At 67.1% G+C, this 23,324-nt stretch carries 22 protein-coding genes; all 22 read left to right on the top strand.

The window, feature by feature from the left end; all coding sequences use genetic code 11:
• Positions 1-10: 10 nt before the first annotated feature.
• The 22 genes from dinB (at position 11) to LK10_RS09975 (ending at position 23,302) form a co-directional block, all read left to right on the top strand.
• Positions 11-1,306 carry a DNA polymerase IV gene (dinB, locus tag LK10_RS10080; protein ID WP_231567712.1) on the top strand — a complete coding sequence of 432 codons (1,296 nt, stop codon included), beginning with the start codon at positions 11-13 and terminating at the stop codon, positions 1,304-1,306.
• Positions 1,307-1,499: 193 nt separating this feature from the next.
• Positions 1,500-1,859 (top strand): DUF3040 domain-containing protein, encoded by a 360-nt coding sequence (locus LK10_RS10075; protein WP_043123095.1) that lies wholly within the window; start codon positions 1,500-1,502, stop codon positions 1,857-1,859.
• 397 nt (positions 1,860-2,256) lie between these two features.
• Positions 2,257-2,688, top strand: coding sequence for a division/cell wall cluster transcriptional repressor MraZ (gene mraZ, locus LK10_RS10070; RefSeq protein WP_043123263.1), 432 nt, complete (start codon positions 2,257-2,259; stop codon positions 2,686-2,688).
• A 141-nt stretch (positions 2,689-2,829) separates the two neighbouring features.
• Complete coding sequence (rsmH, locus tag LK10_RS10065) at positions 2,830-3,828, top strand: 16S rRNA (cytosine(1402)-N(4))-methyltransferase RsmH (protein WP_043123093.1); 999 nt, start codon at positions 2,830-2,832, stop codon at positions 3,826-3,828.
• A complete protein-coding gene (locus tag LK10_RS10060) occupies positions 3,825-4,469 on the top strand; it encodes a hypothetical protein (RefSeq protein WP_043123091.1) in 645 nt (214 codons plus the stop codon). Before rsmH ends, LK10_RS10060 begins: the two co-directional genes overlap by 4 nt.
• A 48-nt stretch (positions 4,470-4,517) precedes the next feature.
• Positions 4,518-6,368, top strand: a complete 1,851-nt coding sequence (locus tag LK10_RS10055; protein ID WP_043123089.1) for a peptidoglycan D,D-transpeptidase FtsI family protein — start codon at positions 4,518-4,520, stop codon at positions 6,366-6,368.
• Between the two features lie 105 nt (positions 6,369-6,473).
• Positions 6,474-8,120, top strand: a complete 1,647-nt coding sequence (locus LK10_RS10050; protein ID WP_408021451.1) for a UDP-N-acetylmuramoyl-L-alanyl-D-glutamate--2,6-diaminopimelate ligase — start codon at positions 6,474-6,476, stop codon at positions 8,118-8,120.
• Complete coding sequence (locus LK10_RS10045) at positions 8,113-9,618, top strand: UDP-N-acetylmuramoyl-tripeptide--D-alanyl-D-alanine ligase (RefSeq protein ID WP_043123085.1); 1,506 nt, start codon at positions 8,113-8,115, stop codon at positions 9,616-9,618. The genes LK10_RS10050 and LK10_RS10045 overlap by 8 nt, the downstream gene beginning before the upstream one ends.
• Complete coding sequence (gene mraY / locus LK10_RS10040; RefSeq protein ID WP_043123082.1) at positions 9,615-10,724, top strand: phospho-N-acetylmuramoyl-pentapeptide-transferase; 1,110 nt, start codon at positions 9,615-9,617, stop codon at positions 10,722-10,724. The genes LK10_RS10045 and mraY overlap by 4 nt, the downstream gene beginning before the upstream one ends.
• Entirely contained in the window at positions 10,706-12,265 is a 1,560-nt protein-coding gene (murD, locus tag LK10_RS10035; RefSeq protein ID WP_043123079.1) for a UDP-N-acetylmuramoyl-L-alanine--D-glutamate ligase, read from the top strand. Before mraY ends, murD begins: the two co-directional genes overlap by 19 nt.
• A 3-nt stretch (positions 12,266-12,268) precedes the next feature.
• A complete protein-coding gene (ftsW, locus tag LK10_RS10030; RefSeq protein ID WP_052207181.1) occupies positions 12,269-13,525 on the top strand; it encodes a putative lipid II flippase FtsW in 1,257 nt (418 codons plus the stop codon).
• A gap of 26 nt (positions 13,526-13,551) precedes the next feature.
• On the top strand, positions 13,552-14,664 hold the full coding sequence (gene murG / locus LK10_RS10025; protein ID WP_043123256.1) for an undecaprenyldiphospho-muramoylpentapeptide beta-N-acetylglucosaminyltransferase: 1,113 nt from the start codon (positions 13,552-13,554) through the stop codon (positions 14,662-14,664).
• Positions 14,661-16,112 carry a UDP-N-acetylmuramate--L-alanine ligase gene (murC, locus tag LK10_RS10020; RefSeq protein WP_197061903.1) on the top strand — a complete coding sequence of 484 codons (1,452 nt, stop codon included), beginning with the start codon at positions 14,661-14,663 and terminating at the stop codon, positions 16,110-16,112. The genes murG and murC overlap by 4 nt, the downstream gene beginning before the upstream one ends.
• Entirely contained in the window at positions 16,102-17,205 is a 1,104-nt protein-coding gene (locus LK10_RS10015; RefSeq protein ID WP_081998429.1) for a cell division protein FtsQ/DivIB, read from the top strand. Before murC ends, LK10_RS10015 begins: the two co-directional genes overlap by 11 nt.
• 173 nt (positions 17,206-17,378) lie before the next feature.
• Positions 17,379-18,587 (top strand): cell division protein FtsZ, encoded by a 1,209-nt coding sequence (gene ftsZ / locus LK10_RS10010; RefSeq protein WP_043123076.1) that lies wholly within the window; start codon positions 17,379-17,381, stop codon positions 18,585-18,587.
• Positions 18,584-19,324 carry a polyphenol oxidase family protein gene (locus LK10_RS10005; protein WP_331377465.1) on the top strand — a complete coding sequence of 247 codons (741 nt, stop codon included), beginning with the start codon at positions 18,584-18,586 and terminating at the stop codon, positions 19,322-19,324. Before ftsZ ends, LK10_RS10005 begins: the two co-directional genes overlap by 4 nt.
• The gene (locus tag LK10_RS10000) at positions 19,317-20,054 is read left to right on the top strand and encodes a YggS family pyridoxal phosphate-dependent enzyme (RefSeq protein WP_043123074.1); all 738 of its coding nucleotides are present in this window, start codon (positions 19,317-19,319) and stop codon (positions 20,052-20,054) included. Before LK10_RS10005 ends, LK10_RS10000 begins: the two co-directional genes overlap by 8 nt.
• A 74-nt stretch (positions 20,055-20,128) precedes the next feature.
• The gene (locus LK10_RS09995) at positions 20,129-20,659 is read left to right on the top strand and encodes a cell division protein SepF (protein ID WP_043123072.1); all 531 of its coding nucleotides are present in this window, start codon (positions 20,129-20,131) and stop codon (positions 20,657-20,659) included.
• A gap of 5 nt (positions 20,660-20,664) precedes the next feature.
• Positions 20,665-20,952, top strand: coding sequence for a YggT family protein (locus LK10_RS09990; protein WP_043123068.1), 288 nt, complete (start codon positions 20,665-20,667; stop codon positions 20,950-20,952).
• Between the two features lie 125 nt (positions 20,953-21,077).
• Positions 21,078-21,701, top strand: coding sequence for a DivIVA domain-containing protein (locus LK10_RS09985; protein ID WP_043123067.1), 624 nt, complete (start codon positions 21,078-21,080; stop codon positions 21,699-21,701).
• A gap of 70 nt (positions 21,702-21,771) precedes the next feature.
• Positions 21,772-22,383, top strand: coding sequence for a signal peptidase II (lspA, locus tag LK10_RS09980; protein WP_052207179.1), 612 nt, complete (start codon positions 21,772-21,774; stop codon positions 22,381-22,383).
• The gene (locus LK10_RS09975; RefSeq protein ID WP_043123064.1) at positions 22,376-23,302 is read left to right on the top strand and encodes an RluA family pseudouridine synthase; all 927 of its coding nucleotides are present in this window, start codon (positions 22,376-22,378) and stop codon (positions 23,300-23,302) included. Before lspA ends, LK10_RS09975 begins: the two co-directional genes overlap by 8 nt.
• Positions 23,303-23,324: the final 22 nt, after the last annotated feature.

Here is a 23,324-nt window from a genome sequence, read left to right as displayed (position 1 = left end):
GCATGGGGGAGTGGATGCGAAGGACGTCGGGGGAGCCGGCGGGGGAGCGGCGCTCGAACCGCTTGAGGACCTCCGCCGACGCGGAATTCTCCACGTCGACATGGACGCGTTCTTCGTTGGCGTCGAGCAGCGAGAGCGCCCTGAGCTGCGCGGCAAATTGGTGATCGTCGGCTTTCCCTCGGAACGGTCCGTGGTGCTCTCGGCGAGCTATGAGGCGCGGGCCTACGGCGTGCGAAGTGCAATGCCCATGGCGAACGCGTTGCGGCTGTGCCCGCATGCCATCGTCGTGGAGCCCAGGCACGCGCTGTACTACGAGGCCTCTCGGGAGCTCATGAAGCTCCTCGGCGAATTCACCGATCTCGTCGAGCCGCTCAGCGTCGACGAAGCCTTCCTCGACGTCTCAGGAGCGGTCCGGAGGCTCGGGGCGCCCGAGCAGATCGCTGCATCGATCAAGGCCGCCGTGCGTCAACGCCTCGGCCTCACCGCGTCCGTGGGTGTCGCATCCAGCAAATTTGTGGCGAAGATCGCTTCGGCCCGCTGCAAGCCCGACGGGCTCCTAGTGATCCGCCCAGAGGAGACCGTGCCGTATCTGCACTCCCTGCCGGTCAAGGCCCTGTGGGGTATCGGGGGCAAGACAGCGGAGGTCCTCGCGCGGCTCGGCATCCATACCGTTGCCGATCTGGCGAATACGCCCGACTCCACGCTCCACAGGGCGCTCGGCGCCTCCGGGCTGCACGCGAAGGCGCTCAGCTGGGGAATCGACGAGAGGCGCGTCACGCCCCAGCGCGATGAGAAGAGCATCGGGGCCGAGGAGACCTTTGGGGCGGACGTGAGCGAGGAAGCGGTGTTGCGCCGCGAGCTCCTGAGGCTCGCCCACCGCATCGCCGGGCGCCTGCGCTCCTCCGGACTCGAGGCCGGAACTGTTGCCCTCAAGCTCCGCTACGCCGACTTCTCCACCCTCTCGAGATCACGGGGGTTGACCGTTCCCACCGATTCGGCCCAAGTGCTGTTCGAAGAGGGGGTCCGACTGCTCGCAGCTCTCGGTCCGAGGCCCCAGAGTGTCCGCCTCATCGGGCTCCGTGGTGAGCGGCTCGTGCGCGGGGGCGGTGCCGTCCAGCTGAGCCTCGAAAGGCGAGACGAGAACTGGCGGAGCGCAGAGCAGGCGCTCGACGCCGTGACTGCGCGCTTCGGGAGCTCATCCCTGCGGCCGGCGAGCCTTCTGGACGACGGCGACGAGCGGCGTCGTCCGCCCTCTCTCGGTGGTCCTGCGAAAGGGCCCGACGGGCCCACCGCCCCTTTTGGATGAGAACCCGAAAGCATATCCTTAAAAGACCTTGAATATCGGTGAAGCATCGAATCGGCGGGCAGCCGGAGAACTATCACGGACGGGCGGGGCAGCTCGTTGAGCCCCAACCGATGCTCGCGGAACTGGACGTCGGTCCGGTGCGTTGTGCTGATGGCGGTCCTGTGTCCGTCGCAGTAGGCAAGAAGGAGTCGCGATGCCTCTCTCCGAGCACGAACAGAAGATGCTCGAGCAGCTTGAGAAGCAGCTGCACGAGGAAGACCCCAAATTCGCGGACTCCATGGGGGCTGACGCGCTACGCCGATTCTCGACGCGTCATGTCGTCTTGGGAGTGCTCGGCGGCATCGTGGGACTCTTGGTCCTGCTCTTGGGCGGGGTCCAATTCTCAAACGTGTTCGTCGGAGTCATCGGATTTCTGATCATGGGTGCGAGCGTCTACTACGGGACTCTGAGGCGCCCGGGCCGAATGCGTGCGCCGCGCGCAGGGCGCTCCAAGAGCGGTTTCCTCTCACGGCTCGAGGCGCGCTGGGACGAGCGTCGGAAGGAACAAGGCTGAGGGCCAGGAAGGCCCCCCACTTTCCTCCCCACTTCGCTCCCCATTCTGGCTGACCTAGTTTCGGCGGGACCCGCTACTCGCGGGTCCCGCCGCTTTTAACGCCGTTTTTAGCGCCTAACGCCGTTTTTAGCGGCGTCTTCGAGCCGTTTCCCCCGGCCACGTCGTGGTGCCCGGCTCCACGACCTTCGCACGGCATCCTTCAGCCTCCACCTCGGCTCCACTTCCCCCCACCCCCGGCTCTCTCGCGAGATTCCGGGGTTTTTACGTGTGCATCCAAGGAAGAAAAGTGCCGTGTTGCGTTGACCGTGGAGAAGAGTGGAGTAAAGTGGTGGCTGTAAGAGGGAAGTGGACGGAATAGGGACGTGCAGCCCCTCGGGCCAGACGGGTGGTGGTGCCGGTGTTGCTCGGTACGTATTCGCCGCGTCTGGACGAGAAGGGGCGGCTCATCCTCCCGGCCAAATACCGCGACGAACTGGCCGACGGGCTGGTTCTGACACGGGGCCAGGAACGCTGTCTCTACGTCTTCAGCCAGAAAGAGTTCGAACGGATTCACGAGCAGATGCGAGAAGCCCCTATCTCCTCGCGCCAGTCCCGTGATTACCTCCGGGTCTTCCTGTCTGGAGCCTCTGACGAGGTGCCCGACAAGCAGGGGCGCGTCACGATCCCCCAGAACCTGCGGAAGTATGCAGGCCTGGACCGGGACCTAGCCGTGATCGGCGTAGGGGCCCGGGCTGAGATCTGGGACGCCCAGGCGTGGGAGGACTACCTCGCCGAGAAGGAAAGCTCCTTCTCGGAAACCGACGAGGACGCCCTACCAGGGCTTCTCTGAGGCAACGGTCGGCGGACCGAGATCTCCAGCCGCCCGCGGCCCCGTCCTGGCTCACCTTCCCCGGAGCCAGGGAGGGACCCACGGTGCGGAGGGGGATCCCGGCTCGCCGAAGTGCAGGAACACGGCAGCGAAGGAGGGGACATGCCGCAAGAGGACGAAAGCCGCCCGACCTCAGAGCGCCACGTCCCCGTGCTCAAGGAGCGCTGCGTGGCGCTCCTTGCGCCCGGCGTCGAGGCCGCTCGCATGGCCGGCCGCGCTCCTGTGGTCGTGGATGCAACCCTCGGGATGGGCGGCCACAGCGAGGCGATCCTCGAGCGCTTCCCGGACCTGACGCTCGTCGGCATCGACCGTGACGAGCAGGCTCTCGCCCTTGCGGGCCAGCGGCTTGCGTCTTTCGGCGAACGGGCCAAGCTCGTCCACGCCGTCTACGACGAGATTCCGGAAGTGCTCGACAGCCTGGGCCTGGATGGGGCGGACGGGGTCCTCATGGATCTTGGCGTCTCCTCGCTCCAGCTGGACGAGCGCGAGCGAGGATTCGCCTACTCGTATGACGCGCCGCTCGACATGCGCATGGATACGTCTCGCGGCCACACTGCGGCGGATGTCGTCAACACGTACTCGGTCGAGGACCTCACCCGGATCATCCGGGCATGGGGCGAAGAGAAATTCGCTGGGAGGATCGCGCGGCGCATCGTCGAGGCACGCGCCTCCCGCCCGTTCGCGACCACCGGCGAGCTTGTGGACGCGATTCGAGCGGTAGTGCCGGCCAGCGCGGCGCGGACGGGAGGCCATCCGGCCAAGCGGACGTTCCAAGCGCTCCGCATCGAGGTCAACGAGGAACTCGACGTTCTCGAGAGGGCTGTGCCGGCGGCGGTCGACTCGCTCCGCCTCGGCGGACGCATCGTCGTCATGTCCTACCACTCGCTCGAGGACAGGATCGTCAAGAACGCCCTCCAATCCCGGTCGCGCTCCACGGCTCCTCCGGGCTTCCCGGTCGAACTCGAGGAGCACAGGCCGGAGCTGAAAGTCGTCACCCGCGGAACCGAGGTTCCGACCGCCGAAGAGATCGAAGAAAACCCTCGGGCCGCCTCGGCCCGATTGCGAGCCGCCGAACGCATCAAGATCAGGAGCAAACGATGAGCGCAGCAGCCCAGACGAAGGCCATGACGTCGGGCACCTCCGCCGTCGCGGGACGTCCCGCACCGGCGAGTACGCCGCAACGGGCGCCGCTCTCCCTCGTCCGCACCCTTCCGGTACGCCGACGTGCCCCGTTCGCCGTCTTCTGCCTTGGCGTCCTCGCTGTGGCGCTCATCGCCGTGCTCGTGCTCAACATCTCTGTCACTTCCGGGCAGTACCAGCTGGTGGAGCTCAAGAACCAGCAGCTCTCCCTCGAGCAGCAGAACCAGGACCTGCAGCAGCGTGTCCAAAACTACGAGGCTCCCCAGAATCTGGCCGCCCGCGCGGCACAATTGGGAATGGTGGCGGCGACGTCGAAGGGCCAGATCGACCTGAAGACGCTCCTCGTCACTGGCCAGCCGACGCCCGCCCAGAAGGGCGCGTCGCAGGGTGCGGTCATCGCGTCCCCCGAAGTTGCCGGGTACGACGCGACTCCCGCCCCCTCGCCGTCGCCCTCGGACGCGCTGAAGCAGACCAACGCCGCTGCCAAGGCGACGCCAGCATCTCCGGCGCCGAAGGCTGCGGCGCCTACCGCCCCGGCGACGCCGGTGGTGCTCAACGGCGGGACAGTTCCCGCGCCGCAGCAGAGGACGCCTGGCCAGTAGCCGGTTAGGCCCGGCGCCGGGCGAGAAGAACGAGCAAGGGACTTAAGCGTGGCCAAGGCGAGCAAGAGCACGGCGCAGACAGGACGCACGACGGCGGGGCGCAGCAGGGGTTCCACAGGATTTCCCGTAAGGCTCCCACACGCGACCAAGCGTCTCCGTCTCGGCGTCGGCATCATGCTCGTCCTCCTGCTTGTCATCGGTGGGCGGCTCATCATGGTGCAGGGACTCGACATCGGCGGCTACGCTCAGGCTGCGCTCGACAAGCGACTCCAGACGACAGTCCTCCCGGCGCAGCGCGGCGAGATCGTGGATGCGTCCGGCAAGGTCCTCGCCCAGAGCGTGATTCGCTACAACATCACGGTCGACCAGACTGTGGCGTCCAACTTCACGGACTATCAGCGGACAGAGAAGGAAGGCGACGGGACCAACCTCGTTACCGTCTCCCGCAGCCAGGCGATCTCGGATCTGGCAGGCGCGCTCGGTATGACGGTGGATCAAGTCACCGCCGCTGTCACGGGAACCAAGAAGTTCAACTACGTCGCGCGGAACGTGACCCCGGACGTCGAGCAGCACGTTTCCGATCTCGCCTTCCCCGGGGTCTACTCCGAGGGCACTTCCCAGCGCGTGTACCCGCAGGGGGCTGTCGGCGGCAACCTTGTGGGTTTCGTGGGAAGCGACGGCACGGGACTTGCGGGCATAGAGCAGACCCAGAATTCCCAGCTCTCCGGCACGGACGGGAAGCGCACGTACGAGATCGGAGCCGACGGCCTGCGGATCCCGGTCGCAACAGACGACTTGACTCCGGCCCAGAACGGCCAGACGGTGAAGCTCACCATCAACTCGGACCTGCAGTACTACGCGCAACAGGCGGTGCAGTCCTCGGTCGACCAGCTCCACGCAGAGTGGGGCAATGCGATCGTCATGGACGCGAAGACGGGCGACATCCTTGCGATGGCTGACACGAACCCTGTCGATCCGAATGATCCCTCCAAGACAGCGGCCAAGGACCGCGGCGTCCGCGCGGTCACGGCGGCATATGAGCCGGGATCTGTGGAGAAGGCGCTCACGATGTCGGCCCTCATCCAAGAGGGCAAGGCCAATCCCCTGAGCGAATACACGGTGCCGCCGACCGTGACGATCGACGGCGAGACATTCAGCGACGCCTTCACCCACGGCACGGAGAAGCGCACGCTCGCAGGCATCCTCGGCTACTCGATGAACACGGGGACCGTCCTGGCGGGTCAGGCGCTCACCAACCAGCAGAGGTACGACTACTTCACCAAATTCGGGATCGGCCAGGCGCCCGACATCGGCCTGCCGGGCGAGGCGTCCGGGATCTTCGCAACCCCTGACAAGTGGGACATCCGCCAGCAGAACACCGTCCTGTTCGGTCAGGGCGTGACCCAGTCCACGCTGCAGACAGTGCGCGCCTACGACGCCATTGCCAACAACGGCACCATGGTGCAGCCCCGGCTGATCGACGGCTACATCGGAGCCAACGGCGCCGAGAACAAGACTCCCGACAAGCCGACCACCCAGGTCATCAGCCCGCAGACCGCCCAGCTCGTGAAGAACATGCTCGAAAGCGACGTCACGATGGGCGAAGTCAAGGACGCAGGCATTCCCGGGTACCGGGTGGGCGCAAAGACCGGAACCTCCCAAGCGCCACGCGACGACGGGACGCCCGGCTATGACGGGTACACCGCCTCGCTCATCGGCATGGCGCCAATCGAGAATCCGCGGTTCATCGTGGCAGTCGTCATCCAACGGCCCCAAGGCAACATCTACGGCATCACGCAGGGCCCGGTATTCCGGAGCATCATGTCCCAGGCGCTGCGGCTCTACAACGTTCCGCCGTCGACGGGAACGCCCGTGGCCTACCCCCAGTACGGGAAGTAGCGGGCTTCCCGGGGGCCCTCGGGATCCCGCAGAGCGCGAGCAGGTCCGATCTGCCTCCTGTCCAGCGACTAGAGTTGGAATCCCCGAAATGCAACGAAGGTGAATGTGAGCGAGCACGCGAGTACCGTGGACGAGCCGTCCGGGTCCCACCAAGGCACAGCGGCGAGGTCTGCTTTCCGTCCACAGCACACCCGGCCCATACGGCTCTCGGAAGTCGCCGAACTGCTCGGGCTTCCGCATGAAGGTATGGACGACGTCGAGCTCACCGGGGTGTCCCTCGATTCCCGGAGCGTCGAGGTGGGGGATCTGTATGTTGCCGTGCCCGGATCAGCACGCCACGGGGCGTCCTTCGTGCCGCAGGCCATCGAGTCCGGCGCTGTCGCGGTCCTGACCGACGAGGCTGGCGCCCACCTCCTGGCCATGGACGATGGCGAGAGCGTCCCCGTCCTCGTGGTGGACGACGCCAGGGCCGCCGTCGGGCCCGTCGCCGCTCTCGTCTTCGAGAACCACCCGGGCAATGGTTCGAGCCCGCTCCTCCTCGGGGTCACTGGCACCAACGGCAAGACGACGACGACGTACTTTGCGAATTCCCTCTTCCAAGCGCTCGGGCACAGGACCGGGCTCATCGGCACGATCGAGATCGTGGCAGGCGGCGAACCCATACCCAGCCGGCTGACGACCCCTGAGTCAACGGACGTCCACGCCCTGCTCGCCCTCATGCGGGAGAAAGGCGTGACAGCGGCGTCGATGGAGGTCTCGTCGCATGCGATCGAGTACCGCCGCGTGGACGGCGTCCGGTATGACGCCGTGGGCTTCACGAACCTGACCCAGGACCACCTCGACCTCCACGTGACGATGGAGGACTACTTCGCGGCGAAGGCGCGGCTCTTCACACCCGAGCGCGCGACGCGCGGCGTCGTCGTCGTCGACGACTCGTGGGGCCGTCGCCTGGCCGACTCCGCGCCTATCCCGGTCACGACACTCTCGCTCGCCGGCAACCCGGCCGACTGGAGGCTCACGCAGAGCGAGCGTTGGGGACTCGGGACGGCCTTCGAACTCGCGGGCCCTGACGGGCAGTCCTTGCGGCTCCGGACCGGCCTGCCGGGAGCGTTCAACGTTGCCAACGCGGCTCTCGCCGCGCTTCTAGTCCATGCCGCTGGCATCCCCCTCGAACGTATCCAGCGGGCCGCCGACGACGATCCGTTCAGCGTCGAAGTCCCCGGACGGATGCAACTGGTGGGCACCAGACCGGCTGCCGTGGTCGACTTCGCACACAACCCCGATGCGCTCGAGCGGGCGCTTGACGCCGTCCGTCCTGCCGACGGGACGGGCCGGGTCATCATCGTCTTCGGAGCCACGGGACAGCGCGATCAGACCAAACGACCGCTCATGGGAGCGGTCGCTGCCCGCGGCGCCGACGTGGTCATCGTGACCGACGACGACCCCCATGACGAGGATCCCGCTGCCATCCGGCAGGAGGTCCTCGAGGGCGCAAGGAACGAAGATGCGATGTGGGGTCTGCACCGGACGATCGAGGAGGTCGCCCCTCGAGCCGCCGCCATCCGCCGTGCTGTGGAAGTCGCGGACGAGGACGACGTCGTCCTCGTCGCCGGCCGTGGCCACGAGGTGTTCCAGGAGGTCAAAGGCATCAACCACGCCCTAGACGACCGGGTCGAGCTCCGCGCCGCGCTCGTGGCCAGCGGATTCCTCAGCCCCGTCAACGAGCAGATAGAGTCCACAACCGATGATTGAGTTCAGCGCGGCGGAGATCGCCCGCATCACCGGCGGGCGCCTCGTGGGCGATCCGCAGACCATCCCTACCCACGTGGCGACCGATTCCCGGGAAGTCGGCAAGGGCTCCCTGTACGTTGCGAAGCCAGGCGAACATGCTGACGGGCACAGCTTTGTCGAAGCGGCGTTCGCGGCCGGCGCGGTGCTCGCGCTCTGCGAACGTGAGGTAGACGACGACGCCGGCACAGTGTTCCCGTCCGTCATCGTGCCCGACGCGGTACTCGCCATGGGCGCCCTCGCGAAGGAGGCCGTACGCCGGATTCGCGAGGCACGCGCGGCTCGCGGGCTTGAATTCACCGTGGTGGGAATCACGGGCTCGGCGGGGAAGACGACCACCAAGGATCTGATCGCCGGGATCTTCCGCTCGACTCCCGAGGGCTCGGCAGGCCCGACGGCGACTATCTCGCCCCAAGGCTCGTACAACGGCGAGGTAGGCGTTCCGCTGACCGTCTTCACCGCAGACGAATCGACCCGCTATCTCGTGATCGAGATGGGCGCAACGGGCATCGGGCATATCCGCTACCTCGCGGACATGGTCGTTCCGGACATCGGCGTGGTCCTCGTCGTCGGCACTGCGCACGCTGGCGAATTCGGTGGAGTCGAGAACATCGCCATCGCCAAGGGCGAACTCGTGGAGGCCCTTGCCCCCGAGGGGACGGCGGTCGTGAACTACGACGATCCGCGAGTCCGCGCAATGGAAGCCAGGACTATTGCGAGGAAGATCTTCTTCACGGCACATCCCGACGCCGTCTCGCCGTCGGCCGTGCCGGGCACCGTCGTCGCCGCCCTTGACAGCCGCGTAGACGGAGACGGTCGGCCCGTCTTCGGGCTGAGCATCGGGGGAGAACCACCGGTGGAAGTCCACAGCCGGCTGATCGGAGCGCACCACGTCGGCAACCTGCTCGCTGCCGCGGCCGCGGCACACGCTGCTGGCATCGGCACAGACGCCATCGCGGCCTCACTCTCGTCCCAGGCGGCAGCGAGCCGTTGGCGAATGGAGCGGACCGACCGGGCCGACGGTGTCACCGTGATCAATGACGCGTACAACGCGAACCCCGAGTCGATGCGGGCGGCCCTTCAGACGCTCGCCGATCTCGGGCGCGGTCGCCGCACGTGGGCCGTCCTCGGCGCCATGCTCGAGTTGGGCGACGAATCGATCGCAGCCCACACCGCAGTGGGCACCCTGGTCGTGAGGCTCAACATCGACCGGCTCGTCGTCGTCGGACGCGAAGCGCGGGCGCTGTATGTATCGGCCGTGAACGAAGGTTCGTGGGGTGACGAGTGCACGTTCGTCGAGGATGTCGATGAGGCCTTCGAGCTGCTCGAGGGCGAACTCGAGCCCGGCGATCTCGTCCTCGTCAAGTCCTCGAACGGGGTGGGACTGCGGCATCTCGGCGATCGGATAGCATGGGCCGCGCAGGATCAGCCCAGTGACACCGCCCGAACGGAGCTCATGTGATCGCACTGCTCATCGGTGCCGGGCTCGCCCTCGTACTCGCTTTCGTCGGCACGCCGCTGTTCATCCGGGTGCTCGTCCACAAGGGCTACGGGCAGTTCATCCGGGACGATGGACCAACGAGTCACCATACGAAGCGCGGGACACCGACCATGGGCGGGGCTGTCTTCGTCCTCGCAACAGTGATCTCGTATTTCTTGGCTCACTTCATCGTCTGGCTCATGCATCCAGGAGCAGGCGGACCGACTATGTCGGGTGTGCTCCTCCTGTTCCTCATGGTGGGAATGGGGGTCGTTGGCTTCCTCGATGACTTCATCAAGATCTCGAAGCAACGGAGCCTGGGCCTGAGCGCGCGCGCCAAGCTCATCGGGCAGGGCGCGATCGGCATCATATTCGCCCTCCTCGTCCTCCAGTTCCCCGACGGCCAAGGCAGGACCCCCGCATCGACGATGATCTCGTTCCTGCGCGATATCCCGTGGCTGAACCTCGCGTTCGGCGGCGCGGTCCTCGGGGCGATCCTCTTCGTGATCTGGGCAAATTTCCTTGTCACGGCGGCGAGCAACGGTGTGAACCTCACCGATGGCCTCGACGGGCTTGCGGCGGGGGCGTCCATCATGATTTTCGGGGCCTACACGCTCATGGGCATCTGGCAGAGCAATCAGCACTGCGGCTCTGCGCGCGTTCCCGGCTCTGTCTGCTACCAGGTCCGCGACCCACTCGACCTCGCGCTCCTCGCCGCGATCATGAGCGCGGCGCTCGTGGGATTCCTCTGGTGGAACACCTCGCCGGCAAAGATCTTCATGGGCGACACCGGTTCGCTCGCGATCGGGGCGGCAATCGCTGGGTTCGCGATCCTGACACGCACCGAGCTCCTGCTCGGCATCATGGGCGGCCTGTTCGTGCTCATCACGCTTTCGGTCATCCTCCAGGTGGGCTACTTCAAGCTCACCAAGGGGAAACGCCTTTTCAAGATGGCACCGCTCCAGCACCACTTCGAACTCAAGGGCTGGGCTGAGGTAACCGTCGTCGTCAGATTCTGGATTCTCGCGGGGCTCTTCGTGGCCGTCGCACTGGCAGTGTTCTATGCGGAATGGGTGGCTGGACTGTGACCGGAGGCAGGGACTCTTTCGAGAGGCATCGTGAGCGGCTCGCATCGCTCACTTCCTGGGACGCCGACTGGTCGGGCCTGCGCGTCGTCGTCACGGGAATCGGGGTTTCTGGCTTCGCGGCGGCCGACACGCTTGTCGAGCTCGGGGCGAGCGTCGTCGTCGTGGATGGATCGGTGACCGAGCGGACCCAGGCGCAGGCGGAGACGCTTCGAATCGTCGGCGCCGTCGACGTACTGCTCGGGCCCGATGCGGTGCAGGCGCTTCCCTTGGTCGAGGGGGAGCTGCCGGACTTGGTCGTCACTTCGCCGGGGTGGCGCCCCGATCAGGCGGTGCTCGCCGCGGCCGCCCGCAAGCACGTTCCCATCTGGGGCGACGTCGAGCTCGCATGGCGCGTTCGTTCGCGGCGCGGCAAGAAGACCGCGGCCTGGCTCGCCGTGACGGGCACCAACGGGAAGACGACGACGGTCGGCATGGCTGAGTCGATGCTCCGCGCCGGCGGCCTCAAGGCCGTGGCTGTCGGCAACGTGGGTACCCCGATCCTCGACGCGATCCGAGAGCCCGTCGAGTACGACGCGTTCGTCGTCGAGCTCTCAAGCTTCCAGCTGCACTGGGCCGAGTCGCTCTCGCCTGTGGCCGCCGTCGTGCTCAACGTCGCCGAGGACCATGTGGACTGGCACGGCTCCTACGAGAGCTACCTTGCGGACAAGGCGAAGATCTACCGCAATACGCAGAAGGCAGCCGTCTACAACGCCGAGCAGATCGAAACTGAGCGGATGGTCGAGGAAGCCGACGTCGTCGAGGGGTGCCGAGCAATCGGCTTCACGACTCGTACCCCAGGGCTCAGCATGGTGGGGGTAGTCGACGGTCTTCTCGTGGACCGCGCGTACATCCCTGAGCGAAGGGACCACGCCGCCGAGCTCGCTTCCGTCGCGGACTTGGGGGAGATCGCGCCGCGGCATATGGTGGCCAACGCCCTTGCCGCCGCGGCCCTTGTGCGTGCCGTCGGTGTCGAACCCGTGGCGGTCCGGGAAGGCTTGCGCAACTATCTGCCCGGCGACCATCGCATCCAGCCGGTGGCGACGTTCGACGGCGTCGTCTGGGTCAATGACTCCAAGGCGACCAACCCGCACGCGGCGAGCGCCTCGCTCGCGGCCTTCGGTTCAGTCGTCTGGATCGCGGGCGGCCTCTCCAAGGGGGTCACGTACGACGAGCTCGTCGCAAGGCACGCGCGGCGCCTCAAGTCGGTGGTGCTCATCGGGGTCGACAGCAGCGACCTGGCCGGCGCCCTGAAGCGACACGCGCCGAATGTCCCGGTGATCCGGATCGACCCGGGCGACACTGAAGGGGACCGGCCCGACGGAGCGAGCATCATGGCTCGTGCTGTCGAGCGTGCGGCAGATGCCGCGGGGACGGGCGACACGGTGCTCATGGCACCGGCGGCCGCCTCGATGGACCAGTTCGCGTCCTACGCGCAGCGGGGCACGGCGTTCATCGACGCCGTGCGCAGGCTCGTCGAGGGGAAGGCCCAGAGCAAGGAGTAGAGGATGGCCACAGCGCAGCAGGAGCGTCCGGCGAGGACGGCCCAGACGCTGTGGCGGCGCCTCGAGGGGTCTGGCAGGCTGGGCGCAGGGGCGGGCTACTACCTGATTCTCGGCTCGACGCTCGCGCTCACGGCGATCGGCATCATGATGGTGCTTTCGGCTTCGAGCGTAGAGAGCATCTCGCTGGGCGAGAGCCCCTACAGCGCGGCGATCAAGCAGGCACTCTTCGGGGCGCTCGGCGTGATCGGCATGTTCGTGATCTCCCGCTTCAATGTCAGGTGGCTCAAACGGGTCGCGTGGCCCGGGATGGCGGTCACCCTCGTAATGCTCGGTCTCGTGCAGGTCGTGGGCAGCCGGGTGCTCGGCAACCGAAACTGGATCGACGTCGCTGGGTTCAGCGTTCAGCCCTCTGAATTCGCGAAGCTTCTCCTGGCCCTCTGGATGGCGACCGTCCTCAGCAAGAAGTCAGAGCTTCTCGACCGGTGGGGCCACGCCCTCGTGCCTGTCGTCCCCATTGGACTCCTTGTCGCGGGACTCGTGATCTGGGGCCACGACCTCGGAACGACGCTCGTGATCATGCTGGTGGTCACCGCCGGCCTCTTCTTCGGCGGCATCCCGACGCGGATCTTCGTCGCGACCTGTGCCGTGATGAGCGTGGGTGCCATCGGCTTCGCCGTGACGAGCGCGAACCGCATGTGCCGCATCTATGAGTGGCTTGGACAGTCGCCCGCAATGTGCACCCAAGGCGCTGACTTCGGATACCAGGTCCAGAACGGGCTGCAGGGCCTCGCCTCGGGAGGCTGGCTCGGCGTCGGGCTCGGTCAGAGCCGGCAGAAGTACAACTGGATTCCAGAAGCGCAGAACGACTTCATCTTCTCCGTACTCGGCGAAGAGCTCGGCCTCTTCGGAACGCTGCTCGTCCTCGCCCTCTTCGCCGTCCTCGCGATCGCGATCTTCCGGGTGGTAGTACGCCAGAAGGAGCTCTTCCCGCGCGTCCTTGCCGGCACCATCATGGCGTGGATCCTCGGCCAAGCAGCCCTCAACATGGCGATGGTCACGGGCCTCCTACCAGTCATCGGCGTCCCGCTTCCCTTCATATCCTCAGGCGGTTCGGCGCTCGTGAGCTGTCTCTGCGCCATCGGCGTAGTCTTGTCTCTGGCCCGCGAGGAGATAAAGCCCGAGGGCGGCGAGCGCCCGAAGCGCCTCTTCGGCCGTGCAGGGAAGTCGCAGACGGCGACGAAGCGGAAGGTCACCACATAGCAATGCCCTCTGAGGACTTTACTGGGATGCCCGTGCACGCCTCGCCGTCCGGACCGTCCGTCGTCCTCGCCGGCGGAGGAACCGCTGGCCACATCAGCCCTCTCTTGGCGATTGCCAGGGCCGTCGTCCGGCGGGAGCCTGCGGCGAAGATCGTCGCCGTCGGGACGGCATCGGGCATGGAGACGAGGCTCGTCCCAGAGGCCGGATTCGAACTCGCGACGATCGATCGCGTTCCCCTCCCACGCCGGCCGAGCATTGACCTCGTCCGCCTGCCGCGGCGACTCGCGGGCGCCGTGCGTCAAGCGACCGAGGTCCTCGAGCAGGCAGACGCGGACGTGCTTGTGGGCGTCGGCGGCTACGTCTGCACCCCCATGTACATCGCGGCACGCCGCCGCGGAACCCCTATTGTGATCCACGAGGCGAACACTCGTGCTGGGCTCGCCAACCGGGTCGGCGCTCTCTTCACCGAGCAGGTCGGGAAGGCGTTCCCGGAGACGAAGCTCCGGCATGCGCGACTCGTGGGCATGCCAATGCGGCGGGAGGTGTCCCAGCTGGACCGTGACGCGGAGCGCACGGCTGCACGGCGCGGGCTGGGCCTTGATCCGGAGCGGCCTACGCTCGTTGTCACGGGCGGCTCGTCGGGCGCCTTGAGCATCAACCGGACCTTGGCAGAGGCTGTGGAGGCCCTTTCCCGGGCGGGCATCCAGACGCTCCACATCACGGGGCGCGGCAAGGGCCTCATGGACGACGACGGCGTGCCCCTCGCGGCGGAGGGCTACCACCAGGTCGAGTACGTCGACGGCATGGAACTGGCCTACGCCGCTGCCGATCTGCTCGTTTGCCGCGCGGGCGCGGGGACGGTCTGCGAGGTGGCAGCCGTTGGGCTCCCTGCCGTGTTCGTTCCGCTTCCGATCGGCAATGGCGAGCAGGCACTCAACGCCCGCGGGCTGGTCGAAGCCGGCGCAGCCCTGCTTGTTCGGGATTCGGACTTCACCCCAGCGTGGCTCGAACGCGAAGTCCTGCCGCTCGTCGCCGACCCAGTCAGGCTCAAGGAAATGGCGGCGCGAGCGAGAGCCCTCGGCGTCCGCGACGCGGATGATGCGATGGCGGAGATGGTGATGGAGGCGGCTCAGGCATGAACGGCGAGAACAGGACCGACCGGGACGGGCCCCGCGCGAGCGAGGTGGGCACTGCCCTCGCGGAACTCGGGCGCGTCCATTTCGTCGGCGTCGGCGGCGTCGGCATGTCTGCCGTTGCAAGGGTGATGGTCGCGAGGGGTGTAGTCGTCAGCGGTTCTGACGCAAAGGACCTGCCTGTAATGCGCGATCTCGCGCGCCTCGGTGCGCGGATCGCCGTCGGCTATGACGCGCGCAATCTCGTCGACGCCGAGACGGTTGTGGCTGGTTCGGCGATCCGGCCCGAGAACCCGGAGCTTGTCGAGGCGCGGGCCCGGGGGCTTCGCGTTCTGCACCGCTCCGAGGCGCTCGCCGCTGCCATGGCGGGCAGCCGTGTCCTCGCGGTCGCCGGAACGCACGGCAAGACGACGACGACGTCGATGGCCGCGTGGATGCTCCGCGGAGCGGGCCTCGACCCGAGCTTCGCGATCGGCGCCAACATCCCTGCCCTTGGCGTCAATGCAGCCCACGGGGCGACCGACATCTTCGTCGCGGAGGCAGACGAGTCGGATGCCTCCTTCCTCAATTATCGGCCGCTCGTCGAGGTCATCACGAACGTCGAGGCCGACCATTTGGACCATTACGGAACGGCGGAAGCCGTGCATGCGGCCTTCGACGAGTTCGCCGGGCTGCTGCCGTCCGAGGGCCTGCTTGTAGCGTGCGGCGACGACGCTGGCGCCCGTGGCGTCGCCGAACGGCGGCGCGCCGCACTCGGTGGCCGTCCGAGGGTTCTCCTGTACGGGACCTCGGCGGACGCCGATGTGCGGCTCCTGCTGGAGCCGAGCGGCCCATCCCTCGAATGGGAGGGCGGCAAGGTTCCGCTTCCGCTGTCCGTCCCGGGAACGCACAACGCGCTCAACGCGGCGGGTGCGTTCGCCGCCGTCGTCGTTGGCCTGGGCGCGCAGCCGGAGGCAGCGGCGGCGTCGCTCGCTACCTTCAGCGGTGCTGCACGCCGCTTCGAATTCAAGGGCGAAGCTCGCGGCGTCAGGGTCTACGACGACTACGCCCACCACCCGACTGAGGTACGCGCGGCCCTCGAGGCGGCGCGCGGAGTCGCGGGGGAGGGCCGCGTGCATGTCCTGTTCCAGCCGCACCTCTTCTCGCGCACACGCGAGTTCGCCGGGCAGTTCGCGGCCGCGCTTTCCGCAGCTGACACGGTACGTGTGCTTGACATCTATCCTGCCCGCGAGGACCCGATTCCGGGCGTCACGAGCCAGCTCGTGACAGACGGGCTGCCCGCGGGATCGTATGCGCCGTCCGCGCCCCAAGCCGTCGCCGAGCTCGCTGCTCTCGCTGTGCCTGGGGACATTGTTCTCACCGTCGGAGCCGGCGATGTGACCGCCCTCGGGCCTCTTCTTCTTGAGGCGCTCGAAGGGCCGGGCGGAAGAGGGGAATCCGACAATGGCGCCTAGTCCACGCAAACCGCGGGTGCCCCGCGTGGGGTCATCGGGGTCTCCGTCGTCCCGAGAGGACGACTACCGAGAGCAGTTCGACGCACCCTCGTTCAACGAACCGGCGCCTGTCTCGGCTGGCCCTGAGGGCTCGGCTGCGGGTCGCGTCTCTGTGGGCCGTTCGGCGAAGGTGACGGTGCTCCACCCGGTTGGCGATCGCCGCGAGGAGCCCGATGAAGAGGCGCCTACGCGCCCGAGCCGGAGCCGGGAGCAGGCCACGACGGCACGCCGGGAGCCGGCCAAAGGGCGGCAATCGCTGAATCCGGCACGCCTCCTCGGGAGGCGTGCGCCGGAGGCAGGGAGGGCCGCGAGTACCGAATCGCCCGACGTTCTCGCCTTTCCCGTTCCCCGCGCGAAGCGCGTCCGACGCCGCGTGGTCCTCGCCGTCGTCTCCCTCGCCGCCGTCGTCGCGGCCGTCATGGGCTTGGTGCTCTTCACCCCGGTCCTTGCGGTGCACACGATCACGGTCGAGGGAACGAAGATGCTGACGCCGGCCCAGGTACAAGCTGCTCTCGCGCCCCTGAAGGGAAAGCCGCTGCCGCTCGTCGCTCCCTCGGATGTGAGCCGTCTCGTCGCCCCGATCGTCCAGGTCAAGTCTGTCGAGAGCCGGGCCGTCCCACCGAATACGCTGCTCGTGACGGTTGTCGAGCGGGTGCCAGTGGCGCTCGTGAAGCAGGCGGATGGGTTCTCCGTCGTGGACGGTGACGGCGTCCAGATCGCGACGGCGAAAGATCCCTCCGCCTACCCTGTTCCGGTGATCGACCCGCAGGGCGCGCACATGTCGCACGACACATTTCTGGCGGTCACGGGTGTGCTCTCAGCGCTCCCGGCGGATGTCCTCGGCCAGCTGGCGACTGCTTCGGCCTCATCCGTGGACTCCGTGCAGCTCAAGCTCTCGAACGGCCAGACTGTTGTCTGGGGGAACAGCCAGGACCGCGACCTCAAGGCCAAAGTCCTCGAGGCGCTCATGAAGAGCGCCCAGAATCCTCCACAGGGGCAGGCGCCCGTGAACGTGTTCGACGTGAGCACGCCGTGGCATCCGGTGACCCGGTAAGCCCGAACCAACAGAGGCGACACGCTGTAACGGTCGTTGCGTGCGCGAATCGCGGGAAATACCGTCTTCACCAAGAGCTAGTTGACATAACTATAACCTTCGAGTTGAGGGTTAAGGTTGTGGGATCCAGCCTCTTGCAGAACTAGCAGGCTTTCGAACAAGGGACACTCAACGTGGCAGCACCGCAGAACTACTTGGCCGTCATCAAGGTCGTCGGCATCGGCGGCGGTGGCGTGAACGCAGTCAACCGCATGATCGAAGTCGGTCTGCGAGGTGTGGAATTCATCGCCATCAACACGGACGCCCAGGCGCTGCTCATGAGCGACGCGGACGTCAAGCTCGACGTCGGGCGCGAGCTTACTCGCGGTCTCGGCGCCGGCGCCAACCCCGAGGTCGGCCGTCAGGCGGCCGAGGATCACGCGGACGAGATCGAGGAGGTCCTGCGGGGGGCCGACATGGTCTTCGTCACCGCCGGCGAGGGTGGTGGCACCGGTACGGGCGGTGCCCCCGTCGTCGCCCGCATCGCACGGTCGCTCGGCGCGCTCACGATCGGCGTCGTCACGCGTCCGTTCACGTTCGAAGGCCGCCGCCGGGCGACTTCGGCCGAGAACGGGATCGAGGCGCTTCGCGACGAGGTGGACACCCTCATCGTGATCCCCAACGACCGGCTGCTCTCGATCAGCGACCGTAACGTCTCGGTCCTCGATGCCTTCCGCTCCGCCGATCAGGTCCTGCTTTCCGGCGTTCAGGGCATCACGGACCTCATCACCACCCCAGGCCTCATCAACCTCGACTTCGCCGACGTCAAGTCGGTCATGCAGGGCGCTGGCTCGGCTCTCATGGGCATCGGCTCGGCGCGCGGCGAGGACCGTGCGGTCAAGGCAGCTGAGCTCGCAATCGCGTCGCCGCTCCTCGAGGCATCGATCGACGGCGCGCACGGCGTGCTGCTGTCGATCCAGGGCGGCAGCGATCTCGGCCTGTTCGAGATCAACGAGGCGGCCCGTCTGGTCCAGGAAGTCGCGCACCCCGAGGCAAACATCATCTTCGGTGCCGTGATCGACGACGCGCTCGGCGACGAAGCACGCGTCACCGTGATCGCGGCAGGCTTCGACGACGTCAAGGCGACGTCGCCGTCGCTCGAGGACACCAAGGCCAAGGCGACCCCTCCCGCTCCGGCCGCTCCGCCGTCGTCTGCTGGCCAGCAGCAGGCGCCGACGCGGCCTGTTGCCCAGCCCGCCCAGGGCCACAACGGGCTCAGCCAGTGGAGCCAGTCGCACACCACCCCGGCAGATTCCGGGTTCGACGTCGAGCTGCCCGCCGTGGTCGAGCACGATCTGACCGGTTCGCGCGACGACCTCGACGTGCCCGATTTCCTGAAGTGACCTCGCGCACGTCCGGGCAGGCCCCGGAGAGCGCCGTCACAGGGGACATCTTCTGGTGGCGCCGGGACATCCGTCCCGGCGTCACCGCCGCCTTCACCCAGCTCGCAGCGGGAAATCTCGCCTTCCACGTCGGTTCGGACGACGACGGCGTCCGCAGTCATCGTTCGGCCCTCGCGGCCGCGGTTGACGCCGAGCGCGTGCACTACATGGAACAGGTCCACGGCTCGACGGTGGTATGGGCAGAGGAGGGCGGGGATGCCCCCGTGGCCGACGCGCTGCTCTCACGAGGCCTCCCAGTGGCCGTCATGGTCGCCGACTGCGTGCCGATACTTCTCGCTGGCCAGTTTGCCGACGGCAGCACTGCTGTCGGTGCCGTTCACGCTGGCCGCGTCGGGCTCGCAGGTGGAGTCGTGAGGGCCGCGATCGAAGCCCTTCGAGGGCGGGGAGTCTCGGACATCGAAGCCTGGATCGGTCCGAGCATCTGCGGCCATTGCTACGAAGTTCCCGCTTCGCTCCGCGATGAGGTCGCGGCGCTCGTTCCGGGGACGGCCTCCACGACCTCTTGGGGAACGCCGGCTCTCGATCTGCCTGCTGGCGTCATGGCCCAGCTGGTCGACTTGGGTGTCCCAGGGCATACGGAGGCCGCGGCCTGCACGATGGAGGAAGCGCGCCTGTTCTCGCATCGGCGCGCGCCCGGCGAGGGTAGGTTCGCAGGGATCGTGTGGTCCCGTGGCTGAGACAGGGTCCCTCCCAACGGCAGAACGCCGGGCAGAACTCGCCTCCAATCTCGCGCGTGTGCAAGAGCGCATCGAGAGTGCATCGCGCGCTGCCGGCCGTATCGAGGTGCCCAAGCTCATCGTGGTCACAAAGTTCCACCCGGCGAGTGATGTTCGTGCCCTGGCCGAACTCGGCGTCGCCGACGTGGGAGAGAACCGGGACCAGGAGGCTTCGGCAAAGGCCCGTGAGCTCGCTGGCCTAGGCCTCTCGTGGCACTTCATCGGCCAACTCCAGACGAACAAGGCCAAGAGCGTCGTGCGATACGCCGACGTGGTCCATTCGGTGGACCGCCCCGCGCTTGCGACGGCGCTCGCCAAGGCTGCCGCCTCAGATCCTGCGCGCGAGGGCCGCCCACCGCTCGCGTGCCTGATTCAGGTCAACCTCGACGAAGACGCAGCCCCCGGCCGCGGCGGTGCCCTGCCGGCAGAGGTCGCTGCGCTGGCAGAGGCCATCGAGTCATCCCCGGCTCTGCGCCTTGCGGGCATCATGGCGGTCGCGCCGCTCGGCGAAGATCCGGCGCGGGCTTTCGCCCGGCTGGCGGACTGCGCGGCTGAACTGCGAAAGAACCATCCGCATGCGACCATGGTGTCTGCAGGCATGAGCCAGGATCTGGAGCAGGCGATTGCAGCAGGTGCGACACACGTTCGGATCGGCACCGATGTGCTCGGTCCGCGGCCCCGCGTGTTGTAGCGTCGAAGAGTCGGGACCTTTAGGGCCGGGACCCGGTGCACGAGGACCGCGCGGCCCGAGTACAGGAGTCGAGCATGGCCGGAGTTATGCGGAAGACCATGGTTTACCTCGGCCTCGCGGACAGCGATGAGCAGTTCGAGGCTGAGCCCCAGAACGCCCGCACGGAACACGTACGTACGGAAGAGGACAAGCCGGTGCACACCGAGCGCGAAGAACGCCGTCAGGCGCTTGCCACCCGCGAGCCCGCTGCGGCCGAAGTAGAGGAGTACCGCGCCCCCGTGACGCCCATCAAGCGCGCCGCCGCAGTCCGCGAGGACTCCGGCCTCCGCCAAATCACGACCGTGCACCCGCGTTCCTACAACGACGCCAAGGTGATCGGCGAGAGCTTCCGCGACGGCATCCCGGTCATCATGAATGTGACCGACATGGGTGAGGCCGACGCGAAGCGTCTCGTGGACTTCTCGGCGGGCCTCGTCTTCGGCCTTCACGGCAGCATCGAGCGTGTCACGAACAAGGTCTTCCTCCTCACTCCCGCGAGCATCGAGGTTCTCGGCGAGGACAAGAAGGTCAGCGACGGGCAGGCCACCTTCTTCAACCAGAGCTGAGTTTCGTGAGCATTCTTTGGGCTGTTGTCTACCTGCTCCTTGAGCTGTTCTTTGTGGCGCTCCTGGGGCGGCTGGTCTACGACTGGGTGCAGTCTTTCGCCCGGTCTTGGCGGCCCAGAGGAGCATCGCTCGTCGCGGCGAGCGCAATCTACTCGGTGACAGATCCGCCTATGCGGCTGTCGCGGCGCCTCTTCCGGCCAGTCCGGGTCGGCTCCATGAGTCTCGATCTCGGCTTTATCGTCCTGGCGATCGCTGTCAACATCGCTATGGCAATCGTTAGGAATCTCGCGTAGTTTCATAGCAGAGTCCCGACGCCACGCTGCGGCTTGAGCCGCGAAGTGGAGCGTGCGGGCGCAAGTCAGTTACGGTAGTCAGGGTGGCGCAAGCCCCTGACTGACTAGACCAAAGAGGTGAGCAGATGGCTCTGACGCCAGAAGATGTCGTCAACAAGCGTTTCCAGCCGACGAAGTTCCGCGAGGGATACGACCAGGACGAGGTTGATGACTTTCTTGATGAGATCGTCATTGAGCTCCGCCGTCTGAATCAGGAGAACGACGAGCTTCGCAAGAAGGTCGCCGAGCTCACCTCGAAGGGCGGCGCCGCTGTTCCTGCCGAGAAGCCTGCCGCGCAGGAGACCAAGCCGGCCGAGGTCGCAAAGCCCGAGCCGGTTGCTGCGCAGGCTCCCGCCCCCGCGCAGTCGAACGTGAACCAGACGGCCGAATCTGCCGCCGGACTTCTCGCCATGGCTCAGCAGATGCACGACAAGCACGTGCAGGATGGCATCGACCAGCGAGACAAGATCATCGCCGAGGCGCAGATCGAGGCGAGCAGCCTTGTCAACGAGGCGCAGGAGAAGTCGCGCAAGACGCTCGGCGCTCTTGAGCAGCAGCGCTCAGTGCTCGAGCGCAAGGTCGAGCAGCTCCGTGGGTTCGAGCGCGACTACCGCGCTCGCCTGAAGGCCTACATCGAGGGCCAGCTCCGCGATCTCGACGCACGGGGCTCGGTCGTGTCGAGCGAGATCCCGGACAACGCCGAGGTCTAAGACCCGAATTCCCGAGCCGGCGGCCGCGTTCACAGCGGCCGCCGGCTTCGGCATGTCGACGGAAAGCAGTATGGACAACTCCTCCTCGGTGACGCCTCCGCGGAACCAGCAGCCGGCGCCTGCGAGGCGCCGCGCGTCTCGCAAGGCCCTCACGGTCCTCGGCGCCCTGGCTGCCTTTGCGTACCTGCTCGACCAGACCACGAAGTACTGGGTCTCGAGCACGATGGTGGAGGGGGAACGCATACCGGTGCTCCCACCGCTCCTGCACTGGTACTACATCCGCAACTCCGGCGCGGCATTCTCCATCGGTGAGAACGTCACATGGGTCTTCAGCATCATCATGACCGTCGTCGCGATCGCGATCATCGTCTTTGCGCGGCGCGTGCGTTCCATCGGGTGGGCGGTGGCGTTGGGGCTCGTACTGGGAGGTGCGCTCGGCAACCTCACCGATAGGCTGTTCCGCGAGCCTTCCTTCGGCATGGGGCACGTCGTCGACTTTATCCAGCTGCCGAACTTCGCCATCTTCAACCTCGCGGATTCGGCGGTCGTGACCGGTGTGGCGCTCATCTGCCTCCTCACGCTGCTCGGCATCGGCGCAGATGGAAGCCGCCATGGGAAGGGCTCCCGGGAGCGTCAAGACCAAGAAGCCACGGACGACGGCGGCGAGGCGCCGGGTGCCTGAGCGGCACAGCGTGCCGGAGGAGCTCGCCGGGCTGCGGGCGGACGCCGGCCTCTCGGCGTTGCTGGGCGTTTCGCGTTCTGCCGCCGCCCAACTCTTGGCCGGTGGTCATGTGACCGCAGCGGGCCGGCCCTTGGCCAAGTCGGGGCGACTCGCGGCCGGCGAAGTGATCGAAATTGATGCGCCCGAGCGGCGGGATCCCCTGGAAGTGGTGGTGGAGCACGTGGACGGCCTCGAGATCCTCCTTGACGACGAGGAGTTCGTGGTCGTGGACAAGCCCGTGGGCGTTGCCGCGCACCCTTCTCCTGGCTGGGTGGGGCCTACGGTGGTGGGTGGTCTCGCGGCTGACGGTTTCCGCATCTCAACGTCGGGCGCGCCGGAGCGCGCAGGGATCGTCCACCGGCTCGATGTAGGGACCTCTGGAGCGATGGTCGTGGCGAAGACCGAGCCTGCCTACACCGCGCTCAAGCGTGCCTTCAAGGAACGGACGGTGGACAAGGTCTACCACGCGGTAGTTCAGGGGCTGCCGGATCCCCTTGAAGGCACGATCGATGCCCCTATTGGGCGGCATCCGGGATACGACTGGCGCTTTGCGGTCGTCGAGGACGGCCGCGCGTCGGTCACGCACTATGAGGTGCTTGAAGCCTTCGGGCGGGCGAGCCTCGTCGAGATCCACCTTGAGACCGGCCGGACCCACCAGATTCGAGTCCACTTCTCGGCGCTCCACCATCCCTGCGCGGGTGACCTCACCTACGGCGCCGATCCGAGGTTCGCGGCAGAGCTCGGCCTCACGCGCCAGTGGCTGCATGCACACCGCCTGGGCTTCGCGCATCCTCGAACGGGGGAGTGGGTGCAGGTGACGAGCCCGTACCCGGCCGACCTGCAGTTCGCGATCGACACGCTGCGCGGCGAGCGCCCTTAAGCTGTCGGGCCTCGAGCCTAGA

Origin of the sequence: Sinomonas humi, from assembly GCF_000802235.1 — a bacterium.
Taxonomy (GTDB): Bacteria; Actinomycetota; Actinomycetes; order Actinomycetales; family Micrococcaceae; genus Sinomonas; species Sinomonas humi.
Note: the sequence above shows the minus strand (reverse complement) of the source record. Positions and strands in the feature narration are given on the sequence as shown.

Excerpts from the sequence above, each read along its gene's own strand:
- murC (WP_197061903.1), top strand. The coding sequence starts at position 14,661 with ATGAACGGCGAGAACAGGACCGACCGGGACGGGCCCCGCGCGAGCGAG.
- LK10_RS09995 (WP_043123072.1), top strand. The coding sequence starts at position 20,129 with ATGGCCGGAGTTATGCGGAAGACCATGGTTTACCTCGGCCTCGCGGAC.
- LK10_RS10015 (WP_081998429.1), top strand. The coding sequence starts at position 16,102 with ATGGCGCCTAGTCCACGCAAACCGCGGGTGCCCCGCGTGGGGTCATCG.
- lspA (WP_052207179.1), top strand. The coding sequence starts at position 21,772 with ATGGACAACTCCTCCTCGGTGACGCCTCCGCGGAACCAGCAGCCGGCG.
- rsmH (WP_043123093.1), top strand. The coding sequence starts at position 2,830 with ATGCCGCAAGAGGACGAAAGCCGCCCGACCTCAGAGCGCCACGTCCCC.
- murG (WP_043123256.1), top strand. The coding sequence starts at position 13,552 with ATGCCCGTGCACGCCTCGCCGTCCGGACCGTCCGTCGTCCTCGCCGGC.
- LK10_RS09985 (WP_043123067.1), top strand. The coding sequence starts at position 21,078 with ATGGCTCTGACGCCAGAAGATGTCGTCAACAAGCGTTTCCAGCCGACG.
- ftsW (WP_052207181.1), top strand. The coding sequence starts at position 12,269 with ATGGCCACAGCGCAGCAGGAGCGTCCGGCGAGGACGGCCCAGACGCTG.
- LK10_RS10075 (WP_043123095.1), top strand. The coding sequence starts at position 1,500 with ATGCCTCTCTCCGAGCACGAACAGAAGATGCTCGAGCAGCTTGAGAAG.
- LK10_RS10060 (WP_043123091.1), top strand. The coding sequence starts at position 3,825 with ATGAGCGCAGCAGCCCAGACGAAGGCCATGACGTCGGGCACCTCCGCC.
- murD (WP_043123079.1), top strand. The coding sequence starts at position 10,706 with ATGGGTGGCTGGACTGTGACCGGAGGCAGGGACTCTTTCGAGAGGCAT.
- LK10_RS10045 (WP_043123085.1), top strand. The coding sequence starts at position 8,113 with ATGATTGAGTTCAGCGCGGCGGAGATCGCCCGCATCACCGGCGGGCGC.